The 15,527-nt window shown below is 72.9% G+C and carries 15 protein-coding genes; 2 read left to right on the forward strand and 13 right to left on the reverse strand.

Annotated elements, in window-relative coordinates:
- The 5 genes from secD to ruvC form a co-directional block, all read right to left on the reverse strand.
- Positions 1–1,932: a protein translocase subunit SecD gene (secD, locus tag O7618_RS13680; RefSeq protein WP_278106463.1), complete on the reverse strand. Its 1,932-nt coding sequence runs from the start codon at positions 1,930–1,932 to the stop codon at positions 1–3.
- Between the two features lie 224 nt (positions 1,933–2,156).
- Entirely contained in the window at positions 2,157–2,501 is a 345-nt protein-coding gene (yajC, locus tag O7618_RS13685) for a preprotein translocase subunit YajC (protein WP_278106464.1), read from the reverse strand.
- A gap of 137 nt (positions 2,502–2,638) precedes the next feature.
- Entirely contained in the window at positions 2,639–3,703 is a 1,065-nt protein-coding gene (gene ruvB, locus O7618_RS13690; RefSeq protein WP_278106465.1) for a Holliday junction branch migration DNA helicase RuvB, read from the reverse strand.
- Positions 3,700–4,302: a Holliday junction branch migration protein RuvA gene (ruvA, locus tag O7618_RS13695; protein ID WP_278106466.1), complete on the reverse strand. Its 603-nt coding sequence runs from the start codon at positions 4,300–4,302 to the stop codon at positions 3,700–3,702. The genes ruvB and ruvA overlap by 4 nt, the downstream gene beginning before the upstream one ends.
- Positions 4,299–4,829, reverse strand: coding sequence for a crossover junction endodeoxyribonuclease RuvC (gene ruvC, locus O7618_RS13700; protein WP_278106468.1), 531 nt, complete (start codon positions 4,827–4,829; stop codon positions 4,299–4,301). Before ruvC ends, ruvA begins: the two co-directional genes overlap by 4 nt.
- Before the next feature lie 182 nt (positions 4,830–5,011).
- Here ruvC and O7618_RS13705 point away from each other — a divergent pair, with 182 nt between their 5' ends.
- Together O7618_RS13705 and O7618_RS13710 are read left to right on the forward strand one after the other, a co-directional pair.
- Positions 5,012–5,794, forward strand: a complete 783-nt coding sequence (locus O7618_RS13705; RefSeq protein WP_278106469.1) for a 3-hydroxybutyrate dehydrogenase — start codon at positions 5,012–5,014, stop codon at positions 5,792–5,794.
- 14 nt (positions 5,795–5,808) lie between these two features.
- Positions 5,809–7,728, forward strand: coding sequence for a helix-turn-helix domain-containing protein (locus O7618_RS13710; RefSeq protein WP_278106470.1), 1,920 nt, complete (start codon positions 5,809–5,811; stop codon positions 7,726–7,728).
- Between the two features lie 6 nt (positions 7,729–7,734).
- Here O7618_RS13710 and O7618_RS13715 read toward each other — a convergent pair whose 3' ends face one another.
- The 8 genes from O7618_RS13715 to O7618_RS13750 form a co-directional block, all read right to left on the reverse strand.
- Positions 7,735–8,343: a TetR/AcrR family transcriptional regulator gene (locus O7618_RS13715; RefSeq protein WP_278106471.1), complete on the reverse strand. Its 609-nt coding sequence runs from the start codon at positions 8,341–8,343 to the stop codon at positions 7,735–7,737.
- A gap of 11 nt (positions 8,344–8,354) precedes the next feature.
- A complete protein-coding gene (locus tag O7618_RS13720; protein ID WP_278106472.1) occupies positions 8,355–9,920 on the reverse strand; it encodes an MFS transporter in 1,566 nt (521 codons plus the stop codon).
- A gap of 201 nt (positions 9,921–10,121) precedes the next feature.
- A complete protein-coding gene (locus O7618_RS13725; protein ID WP_278106473.1) occupies positions 10,122–10,763 on the reverse strand; it encodes a transcriptional regulator in 642 nt (213 codons plus the stop codon).
- Positions 10,764–10,838: 75 nt separating this feature from the next.
- On the reverse strand, positions 10,839–11,843 hold the full coding sequence (locus tag O7618_RS13730; RefSeq protein ID WP_278110001.1) for a branched-chain amino acid ABC transporter permease: 1,005 nt from the start codon (positions 11,841–11,843) through the stop codon (positions 10,839–10,841).
- Positions 11,844–11,896: 53 nt separating this feature from the next.
- Positions 11,897–12,778: a branched-chain amino acid ABC transporter permease gene (locus tag O7618_RS13735; protein WP_278106474.1), complete on the reverse strand. Its 882-nt coding sequence runs from the start codon at positions 12,776–12,778 to the stop codon at positions 11,897–11,899.
- 1 nt (position 12,779) lies between these two features.
- The gene (locus O7618_RS13740; RefSeq protein ID WP_278106475.1) at positions 12,780–14,036 is read right to left on the reverse strand and encodes an ABC transporter substrate-binding protein; all 1,257 of its coding nucleotides are present in this window, start codon (positions 14,034–14,036) and stop codon (positions 12,780–12,782) included.
- Between the two features lie 42 nt (positions 14,037–14,078).
- A complete protein-coding gene (locus O7618_RS13745) occupies positions 14,079–14,771 on the reverse strand; it encodes an ABC transporter ATP-binding protein (RefSeq protein ID WP_091067300.1) in 693 nt (230 codons plus the stop codon).
- Complete coding sequence (locus O7618_RS13750; protein WP_278106476.1) at positions 14,758–15,519, reverse strand: ABC transporter ATP-binding protein; 762 nt, start codon at positions 15,517–15,519, stop codon at positions 14,758–14,760. The genes O7618_RS13745 and O7618_RS13750 overlap by 14 nt, the downstream gene beginning before the upstream one ends.
- Between the last annotated feature and the right edge of the window lie 8 nt (positions 15,520–15,527).

A 15,527-nucleotide genomic window follows, 5' to 3' on the forward strand; every position in this document is an offset into this window, starting at 1 on the left:
TCAGGCCTCCTTGACGCGCGGGTTGCGGGCGGTGCCCGACTCGGCCGACCGGGCCGGCAGCGCCCGGCCCAGACCGCTGACCCGCGGGGACAGGAACGCCCGGGTACGGGCGAACATCGTCATGATCGGGTGGCGGAAGAGGAACACGACGACCAGGTCCAGCACGGTCGCCAGGCCGAGCGCGAAGGCGAAGCCCTTCACCGCGCCGACCGAGACGATGTAGAGCACCACCGCCGACATCAGCGTGATGGCGTTCGCCGAGATGATCGTGCGGCGGGCCCGGATCCAGGCCCGCGGCACCGCGCTGCGCGGGCTGCGGCCTTCCCGGATCTCGTCCTTGAGCCGTTCGAAGTAGATGACGAACGAGTCCGCCGCCACACCGAGCGAGACGATCATGCCGGCGATGCCGGCGAGCGTGAGGGTGAAGCCGATCGACCGGCCCAGCACCACCAGCGCGCCGAAGACCAGCAGCGCGGAGAGCACCAGGCTGAGGAAGATGACGGAGCCGAGCAGGCGGTAGTAGAAGAACGAGTAGATGATGACCAGCAGCATGCCGATGCCGGCCGCCAGCAGACCCGCCTTCAGGTGGCTGTCGCCCAGCGTCGCGGTGACGTTCTGGCTCTCCTGCGGCTCGAACGTGACCGGCAGCGCACCGTAGCGGAGCTGGCTGGCCAGCTCGTTGGCACTCTTGTTGTCGAAGCTGCCGCTGATCTCGGAGTCACCGGTGAGGACGGCCTTGATCTCCGGCGAGGAGACGATCTCGTTGTCCAGCACCACGGCCACCCGGCACTTGCCGTCCTGGCCGAGCGCCGTCTGGTCGCACGCCTGGCCCTCGTTGTTGAACGCCTCGCGGGTCAGCGCGGTCCACTTCTCCTGGCCGTCGCCCTTGAAGGTGAGGCTGACCACCCAGGAGCTGGTCCGGTCGAGCTGGGCGGAGGCGTTCTTGACGTCGGTGCCCTCGACCTTGGCCACGTCGAGCAGGTATTTCGCCCCGGACTCGCAGGCGACCGCCTTCTGCTTCGGGTCGTTGATCGAGCCGGCCGGACGCTTGTCGAGCTGGGCGCAGGTGATGGTGGGGACGTTGAACTGCATCTCCACCGGCAGCACCGCGATCTCCTGCGGGGAGAGCGTGCCGAACGGCTTGAGCTTGTCGGCCAGCGACGGGTCGGCGGTGAGGTCGGCCGGGGCCTGCAGGCCGGAGGCGGCGGCCCAGGCGGCGGCGCCCACCTTCTGCTGCACGGCCTGACGCTGCTGCTCGATGCTCTGCGGCACCGGCGCGGCGCTGGCGCTCGGGCTCGGCGCGGCGGCGCTCGGCGAGGCCGACGGGGTCGGCGCGGCGCTGGCGCTCGGGGCCGGGGCCATGCCGCCCTGGCCGCCGGCGCTCGGCGACGCGGTGACCTTCGCGCTCGCGCTCGGCTTCGGCGAGGCGCTGCCGGACGGCTTCGGCGACGCGCTGCCCGACGGCTTCGGGCTGGCGCTGCCGGACGGCGTGGCGCTGGGGCTCGGCGCCGGGGCGGCGGCCGCGCCGCTGCCGTCGGTGGCCTTGAGCACCTTGCGGAAGCGCAGCTCGGCGGCGCTGCCCACGTCGGTCAGGTCACGGTTCTCGCCGGGCAGGGAGATGACGATGTTGCGGTTGCCCTCGGTGACCACCTCGGCCTCGGCCACGCCGTAGGCGTTGACCCGGCTCTCGATGATCTGGCGCGCCTCTTCGAGGTTCTCGGCGGTCGGCGGCTTGCCGTCGACCGTGTTGGTGGCCTCGAGCGTCAGCCGGGTGCCGCCGATGAGGTCCAGGCCGAGCCGGGGCTCCAGCCGGTCCTTCCAGCCACCGCTGGCGCCGCCCGAGAAGAACACCAAAAGATAGAGGACGACGAAGATGAACCCGAGCACGGCGAGCTGCCGTCCGGGGCGCATCTGTCCCTGAGGTGGTGCCACGGCTGTCCTGTCTCCCTGTACGGTCGCGCCGTTTCCACGGCGGCGACAACTGTCGGGCCGGGGGTGTCCGCCCGACTGCTCCGGCGAGCCGGCCCCGCTCGCCGGCACGCCGACCCGGGCACGACGCGGGGGCGTCGCGCGGGTCTGGCCGCGTGCCGGCGTCGGACGCCGACCCAACTATCCACTTGTGGGGGTTGCTCCGCTGCCCCGTCCGGGGCGGACGTTCACTCCTTGACCGACTCGGCTTCCTCGCTGATCGTTTCCGCCTCGGGCGCCTCGGCCCGCTTGACCACCCGGGCCACGGCGGGACGCGCGTACCGGGTCTGCACGCCCGGGGCCACCTCGAGCAGGACCGTCTCGTCCTCGACCACGGTGACCGTGCCGTGCAGGCCGCCGATGGTGACCACCTCGTCGCCGGGGGCGAGGGCGGACTGCATCTGCTCCGCCTCGCGGCGGCGCTTCTGCTGCGGACGGATCATCATGAAGTACATGACGACGAAGAGCAGAGCGATCATGAGGATCGGCGTCAGACCGCCGGCTCCCCCGCCACTCGCTGCTGCGTAAAGCACGGTGTCGACCTTCCGGTTGGCCTCCGTCGGCCCCGGGGGCGCCGCAGCGGAGGCGGATTCTCACGTCCTGTACAGACCGCGGCGAAGTCTAGTCCCTGCTCCTGGAAAGACCGAATGCGGCACAGATCACGAACGGATCACGGCCGATCGGTGGATGTCGAGAACAGATCGGGCTCCGGAGGGGTGTCCGCACCAAATGTACCATTCGGTGGCTTGCGGCCCAGATGGTGCCAGGCGGCCCCGGTGGCCACCCGCCCCCGGGGCGTACGCGCCAGCAGGCCGGCCCGGACCAGGAACGGCTCGCAGACCTCCTCGACCGTGTCCGGCTGCTCCCCCACCGCCACCGCGAGCGTCGAGACGCCGACCGGGCCACCCCGGAACGAGTCGACGAGCGCGGTGAGCACCGCCCGGTCCAGCCGGTCCAGGCCGAGCGCGTCGACGTCGTAGACGGTGAGCGCGGCCCGGGCGGTCTCCAGGTTGACCACCCCGTCGGCACGCACCTCGGCGTAGTCGCGCACCCGGCGCAGCAGCCGGTTGGCGATCCGGGGCGTCCCCCTCGACCGGCCGGCGATCTCCGCCGCGCCCTCCGGCGTGATCGGCACGCCGAGGATCCGGGCGGAACGGTGCAGCAGCGTCTCCAGGTCGGCCGGGGAGTAGAAGTCGAGGTGCGCGACGAAGCCGAAGCGGTCACGCATCGGCCCGGTCAGCAGACCGGAGCGGGTGGTGGCGCCGACCAGCGTGAACGGCTCCACGTCGAGCGGGATGGCGGTCGCGCCCGGGCCCTTGCCCACCACCACGTCGACCCGGAAGTCCTCCATGGCGCTGTAGAGCAGCTCCTCGGCCGGCTTGGCGATCCGGTGGATCTCGTCGATGAAGAGCACGTCGCCCTCGGCCAGGCTGGTCAGGATCGCGGCCAGGTCGCCGGAGCGCTCGATCGCCGGCCCGCTGGTCACCCGGATCCCGGTGCCCAGCTCCGCCGCGACGATGTTGGCCAACGTCGTCTTCCCGAGGCCGGGCGGGCCCGACAGCAGGATGTGGTCCGGCGGGGAGCCGCGCCGCATCGCGCCCTGCAACAGCAGGTCGAGCTGGTCGCGGACCCGGTGCTGGGCGATGAACTCGCCGAGCCGCTTCGGCCGGACGCTGGCCTCCGCGTCCAGCTCGGCGTCGCTGACGTACGCCGAGACCAGGTTCTCACCCGTCATCGGGTCCGGCCCAGGAGGCGGATCGCCTGCTTGAGCAGGACCGGCACCGGCGGCGTGGCGCCGTCGACGGTCTCGGCGACCGCGGCCACCGCCTGCTCCGCCTGGGCGGCCGACCAGCCGAGCCCGACCAGCGCCTGGCGCACCTGCTCCGGCCAGGCGCCGGCGGTCACCCCGGCCGCGCCGTCCGGGCCGATCGCCACCGGGCCGACCCGGTCACGCAGCTCCAGCACGAGCCGCTCGGCGCCCTTCTTGCCGATCCCGGGCACCCGGGTCAGCGCGGCGGTGTCCGCGTTGGCGATGGCCTTGCGGACCGCGTCGGGGGTGTGCACGGCGAGCACCGCCTGGGCCAGCCGGGGCCCCACCCCGCTTGCGGTCTGGAGCAGTTCGAAGAGCTGCTTGGCGTCGTCGTCGGCGAAGCCGTAGAGGGTGAGCGAGTCCTCCCGGACCACCAGGCTGGTAGCGAGCCGGGCCGGCTGGCCGACCCGCAGGTCGGCGATGGTGCCGGGAGCGCACTGCACGGCGAGGCCGATGCCGCCCACCTCCACCACGGCATGGTCCGGACCGGTCGCGGTCACCGTGCCGCGCACACTCGCGATCATCGTCGCACCCCTCCTCGTCGGGCCTGGTCGGCCGCCGCGGCCAGCTTGGACCGGGTGCCGCCGCGCCAGACATGGCAGATGGCCAGCGCCAGCGCGTCGGCGGCGTCGGCCGGCTTCGGCGGCTCGGCCAGGCGCAGCAGCCGGGTGACCATGGCGGTCATCTGCTTCTTGTCCGCCTGACCGGAACCGGTCACCGCCGCCTTCACCTCGCTCGGCGTGTAGGTCGTCACCGGCAGCCCGGCGCGCGCGCCGGCCAGCACCGCCACGCCGCTGGCCTGCGCGGTGCCCATCACGGTACGCACGTTGTGCTGGCTGAACACGCGCTCCACCGCCACCGCGTCCGGCCGGTGCTCGACGACCAGGTCGGTGAGCGAGCGGTCCAGGTGCAGCAGGCGCAGCGGCAGCTCGTCGGCCGGATCGGTGTAGACGACGTAGTAGGCGATCAGGGTGCACGGGCGGCCCGGCACGCCCTCGACCACGCCGACCCCGCACCGGGTCAGCCCCGGGTCGACGCCCAGCACGCGCACGCCGCCTCCTCCCCGAGCCGCCAGCAGTACGTGTGTTCGACACACCCTACTGGTGCCTCCGGGCGGCCGGACGGGCGGACACGCCGGGGACGATCGGCGCGGCACGCACCACACACCGGGGCGGTCGAGTATGTGTCGCCGCCCCATGTGCCCGGGACCACACGCCTCGTAACTTCTGCGCCATGACGGCAGAACCCGTGGCGGTCCCCCACGTCGTACACGTCGACCTCTCCGGTCGCCACGCCCTGGTGACCGGTGGTGGCAGCGGCATCGGCCGGGCCTGCGCCCTGCGCCTGGCGGCGGCCGGCGCCTCGGTCGTGGTGCTGGACCGCAACGTGGAGGCGGCCAAGGCGGTGGCCGCCGAGGCCGGCGGTCGGGCCGAGGGGATCGACCTGGCTGATCCGGCGGCGGTGGACCGGCTCGACGTGGACGCCGACATCGTGGTGAACAACGCCGGGTTGCAGCACGTCGCCCCGGTGCAGGACTTCCCGGTCGAGCGTTTCGAGTACATCCAGCGGGTGATGGTGGAGGCACCGTTCCTGCTCATCCGTCGGGCGCTGCCCCGGATGTACGCCAACGGCTGGGGCCGGATCGTCAACATCTCCTCGGTGCACGGGCTGCGCGCCTCGCCGTTCAAGGCGGCGTACGTCTCGGCGAAACACGCCCTGGAGGGCCTGTCCAAGGTGGTGGCGCTGGAGGGCGCCGCGCACGGGGTGACGGCCAACTGCATCAACCCGGCGTACGTGCGGACCGCGCTGGTGGAGAGCCAGATCGCCGACCAGGCGGCCAGCCACGGCATCGGCGAGGACGAGGTGATCGAGAAGATCATGCTGGCCCGGGCCGCGATCAAACGGCTGATCGAGCCGGAGGAGGTGGCCGAGCTGGTGGCGTACCTGTGCGCGCCGCCGGCCGCGTTCCTCACCGGCGCCTCGATCGCCCTCGACGGGGGCTGGACGGCGAACTAGTGGGGCCGCGCACAATGTCGGTCATGTCGTCGCCGGTGGAGTTCCTGGAACTGCTGGCGCGCGAGGCCGCCGCGGTCGAGTTCGAGGGCCCGCTGGTCGCCGCGCGCGCCGCCGGCCTGCCCGCCGACCGGCTGGCCGAGCTGGAGCAGGCGAAGGTGGTGGCGCTGCGGGTCCGGGCGCTGCTGGAGCGGCGGCGTCGCCGGGAGACCGAGCTGTCCGGTCTCTACGACACCGCCAGCGACCTGGCCGGGCTGCGCGACCTGGACGACGTGCTGCGGGCGATCGTGCACCGAGCGCGGATCCTGCTCGGCACCGACGTGGCCTACATGACGCTCAACGACGACGAGCGCGGCGACACCTACATGCGGGTCACCGACGGGTCGATCTCGGCCCGGTTCCAGCGGCTGCGACTGGAGATGGGTGACGGTCTGGGCGGGCTGGTGGCGCAGACCGGCACCCCGTACGTCACCTCGAACTACCAGGAGGACGACCGGTTCAAGCACACCGGGGAGATCGACGGCGGGGTGGGCGAGGAGGGCCTGGTGGCCATCCTCGGGGTGCCGCTGCGGCTCGGCTCCAGCGTCATCGGTGTGCTCTACGCGGCCAACCGCTCGGCCCGCCCGTTCGCCCGGGAGGAGGTGTCGTTGCTGGTCTCGCTGGGCGCGCACGCGGCGGTGGCGATCGACACCGCCCGGCTGCTGGCGGAGACCCGGGCGGCGCTGGCGGAGCTGTCGGCGGCGAACGGCACGATCCGGGCGCACAGCAGCTCGGTGGAGCGGGCCGCCGCCGCGCACGATCGGATGACCGCGCTGGTGGTGCGCGGCGGCGGGATGGAGGACGTGGCCGCGGCGGTGACCGAGGTGCTCGGCGGGGCGCTGCTGGCGCTGGACGCCGAGGGCCGCCGGCTGGCCCGGGTGGGTGAGATCGAGGAGCCGGACCGGGCGGACATCGTGGAGGCGGTCGCCGCGTCGCGCACCGAAGGGCGCAGCGTGCGACGCGGTCCGCTCTGGTACGCGGCGGTGGTGGCCGGCGCGGAGAACCTGGGCGCGCTGGTGCTGCGCCCGGACGACGAGCTGGTCGACGCCGACCAGCGGATCCTGGAGCGGGCCGCGCTGGTGACCGCGTTGCTGCTGCTGTTCCGCCGCACGGTGGCCGAGGCGGAGGGTCGGGTCCGGGGCGAGCTGCTGGACGACCTGATCGCCCGACCGTTGCGGGACACCGACGCGCTGCGCAGCCGGGCCCGCCGGATCGGGGTCAACCTGGACGCGCCGCACGTGCTGGTGGCGGTCGGCGACGACGCGTTCGCCGAGACCGGTTCGGCCCGGCAACGGGTCCTCTCCTGGGCCACCACGTACGCCTCGACGCGGGGTGGGTTGGCGGCGGCGCGCGACGGGCGGGTGGTGCTGATGTTGCCCGGGCAGGAGGCTGGCGGGGCGGCCCGCGCGGTGGCCCGGGACCTGTCCCGGGTGACCGGCCGGCCGGTGACCGCCGGCGCGAGCGGGCCGTCGACCGGCCCGGCGTCGCTGGCGGTGACGTTCGCCGAGGCCGAGCGGTGCCTGACCGCGATGGGCGCGCTGGGCCGGGCCGGGCAGGGGGCGAGCACCGCGGAGCTGGGCTTCGTCGGGCTGCTGCTGGGCGCGGTCGGCGACGCCGGCGACCGGGACGTGAGCGGGTTCCTCACCGCCACGGTCGGGCCGGTGGTCGACTACGACGCGCGGCGGGGCACCGCGCTGGTGAAGACGCTGGAGGCGTACTTCGGGGTGGGCGGCAGCCTGGCCCGGGCGGCCGAGCTGTTGCACGTGCACGTGAACACCGTGACGCAGCGGCTGGAGCGGGTCGGTCAGCTACTCGGCGCCGACTGGCAGAAGCCGGAGCGGGCGCTCGAGGTGCAGCTCGCGCTGCGTCTGCACCGGCTGCGCACGCCCGCGCCCTGATCCGGGTCAGCGGGCGCGCAGGCCGTCCAGGACCGCGTCCACGATGCGCTCCGGCAGGAGCCGCTCGTCCGGCCCGGGATGCCAGTGCACCATCCGCTGGGTCAGCATCGGCGCGGTGAGCAGCGCCATGGCCACCTCGACGTCGAGGTCGGCGCGTAGCTCGCCGCGCTCGACGGCGCGGCGCAGCACCTCGCGCATCGCCTCCCGCCGGGGCTCGATGATCGCCTCGTAGGCCTGGCGGTGGGCGGAGCTGCGGCTCACCTCGGGCACCAGGCACGGCATGATCATGCGGGCCCGCGGGTCGACGTGCTGGCCGACGGCGCCGACCAGCAGCACCAGGTCGTCGCGGACGGAGCGCCCGGCGGTGCGCGGCGGGTCGCCCTTGAGCCGGCGCAACGCGTCCAGCAGCAGCGCCTCCTTGCCGGACCAGCGCCGGTAGATGGTGGCCTTGCCGACCCCGGCGCGGGCGGCGATCGCCTCGATGGAGAGCGCCTCGATGGTGCTGCCCTCGGCCAGCAGGTCGAGGGTGGCCTCCACGATCGCCTCGTCCGCGCGGGTGCTCCGCGGTCGCCCGGGCGACCGCGGAGCATCCGCCGTGGAAGTCATGTCAGACATTGTCCACGAACCTAGGCGGTCCCGGCCAACTCCGGCTCGGTGGCCGGCGTCGAGTCGGGCGCGACCAGGGGCCGACCCGGCATCCAGCGGAACACGATCACCACGCCGAGCGTGGCCACCAGCGCGGAGATCCCGGCCGCCCAGTGCATCGCCGAGACGAACGAGTCGTTCGCCGCGTCGATCAGCCGGGGCGCGGCCGGGCCGAGCCGGTCGGCGACCGCGTACGCCCCGGAGACCGACTCCCGGGCCGCGTCGCGGACCGGTGCGGGCAGCGCGGACACCGCCGGGGCGACCTGGTCGCGGTAGACCGCGGAGAGCACCGAGCCGAGCACCGCCACGCCGAGCGCGCCGGCCACCTGGCGGATCGTGTTGCTGACCGCCGAGCCCACGCCGGCCTTCTCCCGGGGCAGCGCCGACATGATCGACTCGGTGGCCGGCGGCATGATGTTGGCCATCCCGGCGCCCTGGAGGAAGCCCAGCGCCGAGAAGATCCAGATCGGCGTGTCCGCGTCGATGAGGACGAACGCGGCGAGCGCCACGACGGTGAGCAGCAACCCGACCGCGGCGACGGCCCGGCCGCCGTAGCGGCGGACCATCGCGGCGCTGCGCGGCGCGAAGATCAGCTGCGCGGCCGCGAAGGGCAGGAACAGCAGGCCGCTCTCCAGCGGGCTGTAGCCGCGGACCAGTTGGAGGTAGAACGCGCCGAAGAACATCACGCCCATCGCGGCGAAGAAGACCAGCCCGACCAGGGCCACCGGGGCGGCGAACCGGGGCACCCGGAACAGCCGCACGTCCAGCGACGGGTGGTCGCTGCGCAGCTCGTGCGCGACGAACCAGCCGAGCACCGCGAGGCCGCCGACGATCGAGACCCAGACCTGGGGGCGACCGAAGCCGTGCTCGCCGCCGTCGATGATGCCGTAGGTGAGCGCGACCAGGCCGACCACGGAGAGCAGCACGCCGAGCACGTCCACCCGGCCCGGGGACGGGTCGCGGGACTCGGGGACCAGCAGCGCGACCAGCAGCACGCCCACCGCCACCACCGGCACGTTGATCAGGAAGACCGAGCCCCACCAGAAGTGCTCCAGCAGCGCGCCGCCGAGCACCGGGCCGATGGCCACGGCGAGGCCGACCGCGCCGGCCCAGACCCCGATGGCCCGGCCGCGCTCGCGCGGGTCGAAGACGTTGGAGATGATCGAGAGGGTCACCGGCATGATGGCCGCGCCGCCGACGCCCATCAGGGCCCGGGCGGCGATCAGCTGGCCGGGGTCCTGCGCGTACGCCGACAGCAGTGAGGCCAGCCCGAACAGCGCGAGCCCGAGGATCAGGAGCCGCCGGCGGCCGAGCCGGTCGCCGAGCACGCCGAACGTGAAGAGCAGCCCGGCGAAGACGAGGGTGTAGGAGTTGATCGCCCACTCCAGCTCGCCCTGGCTGGCGCCGAGGCCGCGCACCGGGTCGGCGAGGGTGCGCAACGCGACGTTGAGGATGGTGTTGTCGAGGACGACCACGAGGAGGCTGATCACCAGCACCCCGAGGATCGCCCACCTCCTCGGGTGTCCGGTGTTCTCGTGCGGTTCCATTCGGGTTCTCCCCCCGGTTCCCCCGTGTCCAAATACGATACGGGGCAGACTCGTAACTCCCGCCGAGCGTAGGTGAGGGAGTTTCGATACGGAACCGGTTCGTATCGAATGTGCGCCAGGTCACGTCGCACGCAGCGTCGCCCAGCCCGCCGGCCGGCCGGCCAGTTGGGTTAAAAGGGGCCCCCTCATCTACCGGAGGCGTTAAGAAGGGGCCCCGCCTTGCAGGCAGGCGGCGGTGGCCTCGGGCAGGGTGGTGACGTGCCGGGGCGCGGACGGGCCGGGCGGGAACGGCTCGATCCAGCCCGGCCCGGCGGCGAACACGCGGACGCCCGGGAAGTCCCGCCGGAGACGGACCAGCCGGTACGCCCGGCCGGTCAGCGGGGCCTGCGACCAGACCACCACCACCCGCGGCCGGGCCCGGGACACCGCGCCGGCCAGCGCCGACCACGGCAGCGCCGGACCGAGGTGCAGGCAACCCTGGCCCCGCTCGCGCAGCGCCGCGGCCAGGGCGTGCAGCCCGAGACAGTGCGTCTCGTGCTCGGCGCCGGCGAGCAGCACCCCGCGCGGGGGCAACGGCCGGCCCGGTTCCCGGCGGAAGACGTCCAGCCCGACCCGGACGCCCTCGGACAGGGCGTGCTCCACCGCGATGTCGGCGGGGCTGTCGCCCCGCAACCCGCCCAGCAGCGGCAGGCAGACCTGCTCCCAGACCGGCGCCACCCCGGCCTCGGCGGCCAGGTCCAGCACCAGCCCGGCGACCTGGTTGTCGTCCAGGTCCTCGGCGGCGGCGAGGAGCCGCTTACGGGCCGTCTCGGCGGCCCCGGTCGGCATCTTCTCGGTCAGCAACGGACGTACCCCCGGGTAGCTCTCCTACCTGGGGGTTCGTCCGGGCGGCCGGATCCGGATGCGCCGGGCGGAAAATCATTCGCGCCGGACGGCTCCCCGCCCCCGGAGCAGGTGGGCGACAGTGCCCCACAGGCCCCGCCGGAACAGCAGCACGACCAGCACGAAGATGCCGCCGGTGACCAGCCCGATGGCCTCGAACCCGGAGAACGACAGCCAGTCCTCCAGCCGGACCACGAGCGCCGCGCCGAGCACGCCGCCCCACAATGTGCCGATGCCGCCGAGCACCACCACGATCACCGCCTTGCCGGAGGTGGTCCAGTGCAGCACGTCGAGGGAGACGAACCGGTGGCCGACCGCGAAGAGCCCGCCGCCGAGCCCGGCCAGGAAGCCGGAGAGCACGAACGCGGTCAGCTTGTAGCGGTGCACCGGGTAGCCCAGCGCGCGGGCCCGGGCCGGGTTGTCCCGGATGCCGACCAGCACCCGACCGAACGGCGAGTGCACGATCCGCCAGGCCGCGAACAGGCCGAGCAGCACGATCGGCAGGATCGCGTAGTAGAAGTAGTAGTCGTCGGTGAGGTCGGCGCCGAAGAACGCGCGGGGCACGCCCTGCAGGCCGTTCTCGCCTTGGGTGACCGAGCGCCACTCGTTGGCCACGTAGTAGACCATCTGCGCGAACGCCAGGGTGACCATGGCGAAGTAGATCCCGGTGCGCTTCACCGCCAGGTAGCCGATCGGCAGCGCGAGCAGCGCCGCGCCCAGCGCCCCGGCCAGCACCGCGGCCGGGAAGGGCAGGCCGGCGTGGATCGCGACCAGCCCGGTCAGGTAGGCCGAGGTGCCCCAGAACGCGGCGTGCCCGAACGACATCAGCCCGGTGAAGCCGAGCAGCAGGTCCACCGAGACGGCGAACAGCGCCCAGCACAGGATGTCCACGGCGACCGCCGGGTAGAGGCCGTTGGGCAGCCAGAGCGCGACCAGCAGACCGGCGGCCAGCAGCGCGTACCGGACCCAGCCGGGCGCCCGGGCCACGGCGAGCAGCCCGGACCGGGCCGATGGGGCCTTGGTGTCCATCGTCGCGGTCATGCCGAGCCGACCGGGCATGCTCTCACGGCCCTCGCTCCGCTCGGTGCGTTCGGTCATGCGGGGGCCTCCTCACGGCCGAACAGGCCGGCCGGGCGCCAGAGCAGCACGGCGGCCATCACCACGAACACGACGGTCTGCGACACGAGCGGGTAGTCCGACAGGTACGCCTCGCCCCACGCCTGGACCAGGCCGATGCCGAAGCCTGCGGCGACCGACCCGAAGATCGAGCCGAGCCCGCCGATCACCACCACCGCGAAGACCACGATGATCAGGTCGGCGCCCATCAGCGGGTTCACCGCCCGCATCGGGGCGGCGAGCACCCCGGCCAGCCCCGCGAGGGCGATGCCGAAGCCGAACACCGGGGTGACCCACTTCCCCACGTCGATGCCGAAGGCCCGGGTCAGCTCCGGCCGCTCGGTGGCGGCCCGGACCACCGTGCCGATCCGGGTCCGCCCGAGCACCCACCACACCGCGACGCAGAGCAGCACGGTGAAGCCGAGGATGAAGACCCGGTAGGTCGGGAAGTCGAAGAGCCCGAAGTCGACGGTCCCGCTCAGTTCGGCGGGCGTGGCGTACGGGCTGGACTGCACGCCGTACCGGGACTTGACCAGGTCCTGCAGGATCAGCGTCAGGCCGAAGGTGAGCAGGAAGTTGTAGAGCGGGTCGAGCCGGGTGAGCCGGTGGATCACCGCCCGCTCCAGCACCATCCCGAGCAGGCCCAGCGCCAGCGGCATGATCACCAGCGCGGCCCAGAACGGCACGCCCGCCTCGGCGAGCAGCACGTACGCGCCGAACGCGCCGAGCATGTAGAACGCGCCGTGGGCGAAGTTCACCACCCGGAGCATGCCGAAGATGACCGCGAGCCCGAGGGCGAGCAGGGCGTAGAACGCCCCGCCCACCAACCCGTTGAACGTGTTCTGCAGGAACCCGGACATGTCAGAGCTTGCAGTCCGCCGACGGCGCGCGGAACGCCTCCGCCGCCGGGATGGTCTTGAGGACCTTCACGTAGTCCCACGGCTCCTTCACCTCGGCCTGCGGCTTCACCTGGGCCAGGTAGGCGTCGTGCACGACCCGGTGGTCCTCCGCGCGGATCTTGCCGTTGCGCAGGAAGAGGTCGTTGACGTCCTTGCCCTCCAGCTGCTTGACCACGGCGTCCGCGTCGTCGGTACCGGCGGCCTGCACCGCCTCCAGGTACTGCATGGCGGCGGAGTAGTTCGCCGCGTGCGCGAACGACGGCCGGGTGCCGGTCTCGGACTGGAACCGGTCCGCCCACTCCCGGTTCTGCTGGTCGAAGTTCCAGTACCAGGCGTCGGTGTAGGTGGTGCCGGCCAACGCGTCCGGGGTGAGCGAGTGGATGTCGGTGATGAACATCAGGCCGACCGCCAGCCCGACGCCCTTCTCCCGCAGCTTGAACTCGTTGTACTGCTTGACCACGTTGACCAGTTCGGCGCCGGCCTGCATGGTGCCCAGCACCTGCGGCTTCGGGTTCAGCGTCGGCGCCTTGAGCAGGAACGACGAGTAGTCGCCGCTGGTGTTCGGGAACGGCGCGCCGTCGGAGCCGACCACCTTGCCGCCGGCCGCGGTGATGGCGGTGGAGAAGCTCTTCTCCATGTCCTGCCCGAACGCGTAGTTCGGGTAGAGGATGTACCAGTTCTTGCCGACCTGCTCGGTGGTCACCGTGCCGGTGCCGTGGGCCAGCATGTAGGTGTCGTAGGCGTAGTGGAACGTGTACCTGTTGCAGCTCTTGCCGGTCAGGTCGGTGGTCGCCGCGCCGATGTTGAAGTAGAGCTTCTTCTTCTCCTTCGCCACGTCGGCGACCTTCAGCGCGGCCGATGAGGTCGGCACGTCCAGGATGGCGTCGACGCCCTTGCGGTCGTACATCTCCTGGGCCTTGCTGTTCGCCACGTCCGGCTTGTTCTGGTGGTCCGCGGTCTCCACGGTGATGTCCTTGGTCACCGCGTCGTCGCCGTGCTTGGCCTTGAAGTCGGCGATGGCCATCTCCACGGCCTTGACCGAGTTGCGCCCGGACAGCTCCGAGTAGGCGCCCGACTGGTCGTTGAGCACGCCCAGCACGATCTTGTCGCCGGTCAGCTTCTCCTCGCCGCCGGACTGCGGACCACCGCCGCCACAGCCGGCCACCAGCAGCGCCACCGCCGAGGCGGCGGCCACACCCACGCTCCTACGCATGTTCATCCCCTTCGTACCGCGCGGTCCGCGCGGGTCAGCCGTCGGAATTCAGATGCCGAGGTACGCCAGCAGCTCGCGTTCCCGCGAGCGCACCTCGGCGTTCTCCATCGCCTCCGCGATCCGTCCCTCGGCCAGCAGGTAGTGCCGGTCGGCGACGCCGGTGGCGAAGTGCAGGTTCTGCTCGACCAGCAGCACTGTCACACCGTGCTTCTTGGCCTCCCGCAGCAGGTCGCCGACCTGCTGCACGAGCAGCGGCGACAGCCCCTCGGTGGGCTCGTCGCAGAGCAGCAGCCGGGCGCCCATGCGCAGCACCCGGGCCAGCGCGAGCATCTGCTGCTCGCCGCCGGAGAGCATGGTCGCGGCCGAGTCGCGCCGCTCGTACAGGGCGGGGAACGCCTCGTACACCCGCTCCAGCGGCCACGGGTCGGGGCCGACCCGCGGCGGCAGCGTCAGGTTCTCGGTGACGGTGAGCGTGGCGTACGCGCCCCGGTCGTCGGGCACCCAACCGAGTCCGGCCCGCGCCCGCTTGTACGCCGGCAGTCGGCTGATGTCCCGGCCGTCGAGGCGCACCGCGCCACGCTGGTCGGGGTGCAGCCCCATCACGCACCGCAGCAGCGTGGACTTGCCGGCACCGTTGCGCCCGACCAGGGTGACCACCTCGCCGGCGGCCACCTCCAGGCTCACCTCCCGCAGCACCTGGGCCTCGCCGTAGGCGGCGGAGAGGTTGTCAATGCGCAGCATCCGCGGCTCCCAGGTAGGCGGTGATGACCCGCTCGTCGGCGCGGACCTGCTCGTACGGCCCCTCGACCAGCACCGTGCCGGCCTGCAGGACGGTGACCGTGTCGGCGAGGCGGCCCACCACGCTCATGTTGTGCTCCACCATGACCACGGTCCGGCCGGCGCGGACGGTCGAGATCAGCTCGACGGTGCGGTCGACGTCCTCCAGCCCCATCCCGGCGGTCGGCTCGTCGAGCAGCAGCACCTTCGGGTCCAGCGCCAGCGCGATGGCCAGCTCCAGGGCCCGCTTGCGCCCGTACGCGAGCGCCTCGGCCGGCGCCTCGGCGAGGTCGGCGAGGCCGACCATGGCCAGCAGCTCGTCGGCCCGTGCCCGGTAGCGGCGCATCAGCTTCGCCGACCGCCAGAACCGCCAGCCCAGCCCGCTCGACGACTGCAACGCCAGCTCCACGTGCTCGCGCGCGCCGAGCTGCGGGAAGAGGCTGGTGATCTGGAACGACCGGGCCACGCCGAGCCGGGCCACCCGCTCCGGCGGCAGCCCGGTGACGTCCCGGCCGTCCAGCTCGATCCGCCCGCCGCTGGGCGGCAGGAAGCCGGTGAGCAGGTTGAACAGTGTGGTCTTGCCGGCGCCGTTCGGGCCGACCAGGGCGTGCACGGTCTCCGGCGCCACGTCGAGGTCGACGCGATCGACGGCCCGGAAGCCCCGGAAGTCCCGGGTCAGCCCACGGGCCGACAGGATCGCTTGCCCGGCCATCGCCTCAC

The sequence above is a fragment of the Micromonospora sp. WMMD980 genome (genome assembly GCF_029626035.1).
GTDB lineage: Bacteria > Actinomycetota > Actinomycetes > Mycobacteriales > Micromonosporaceae > Micromonospora.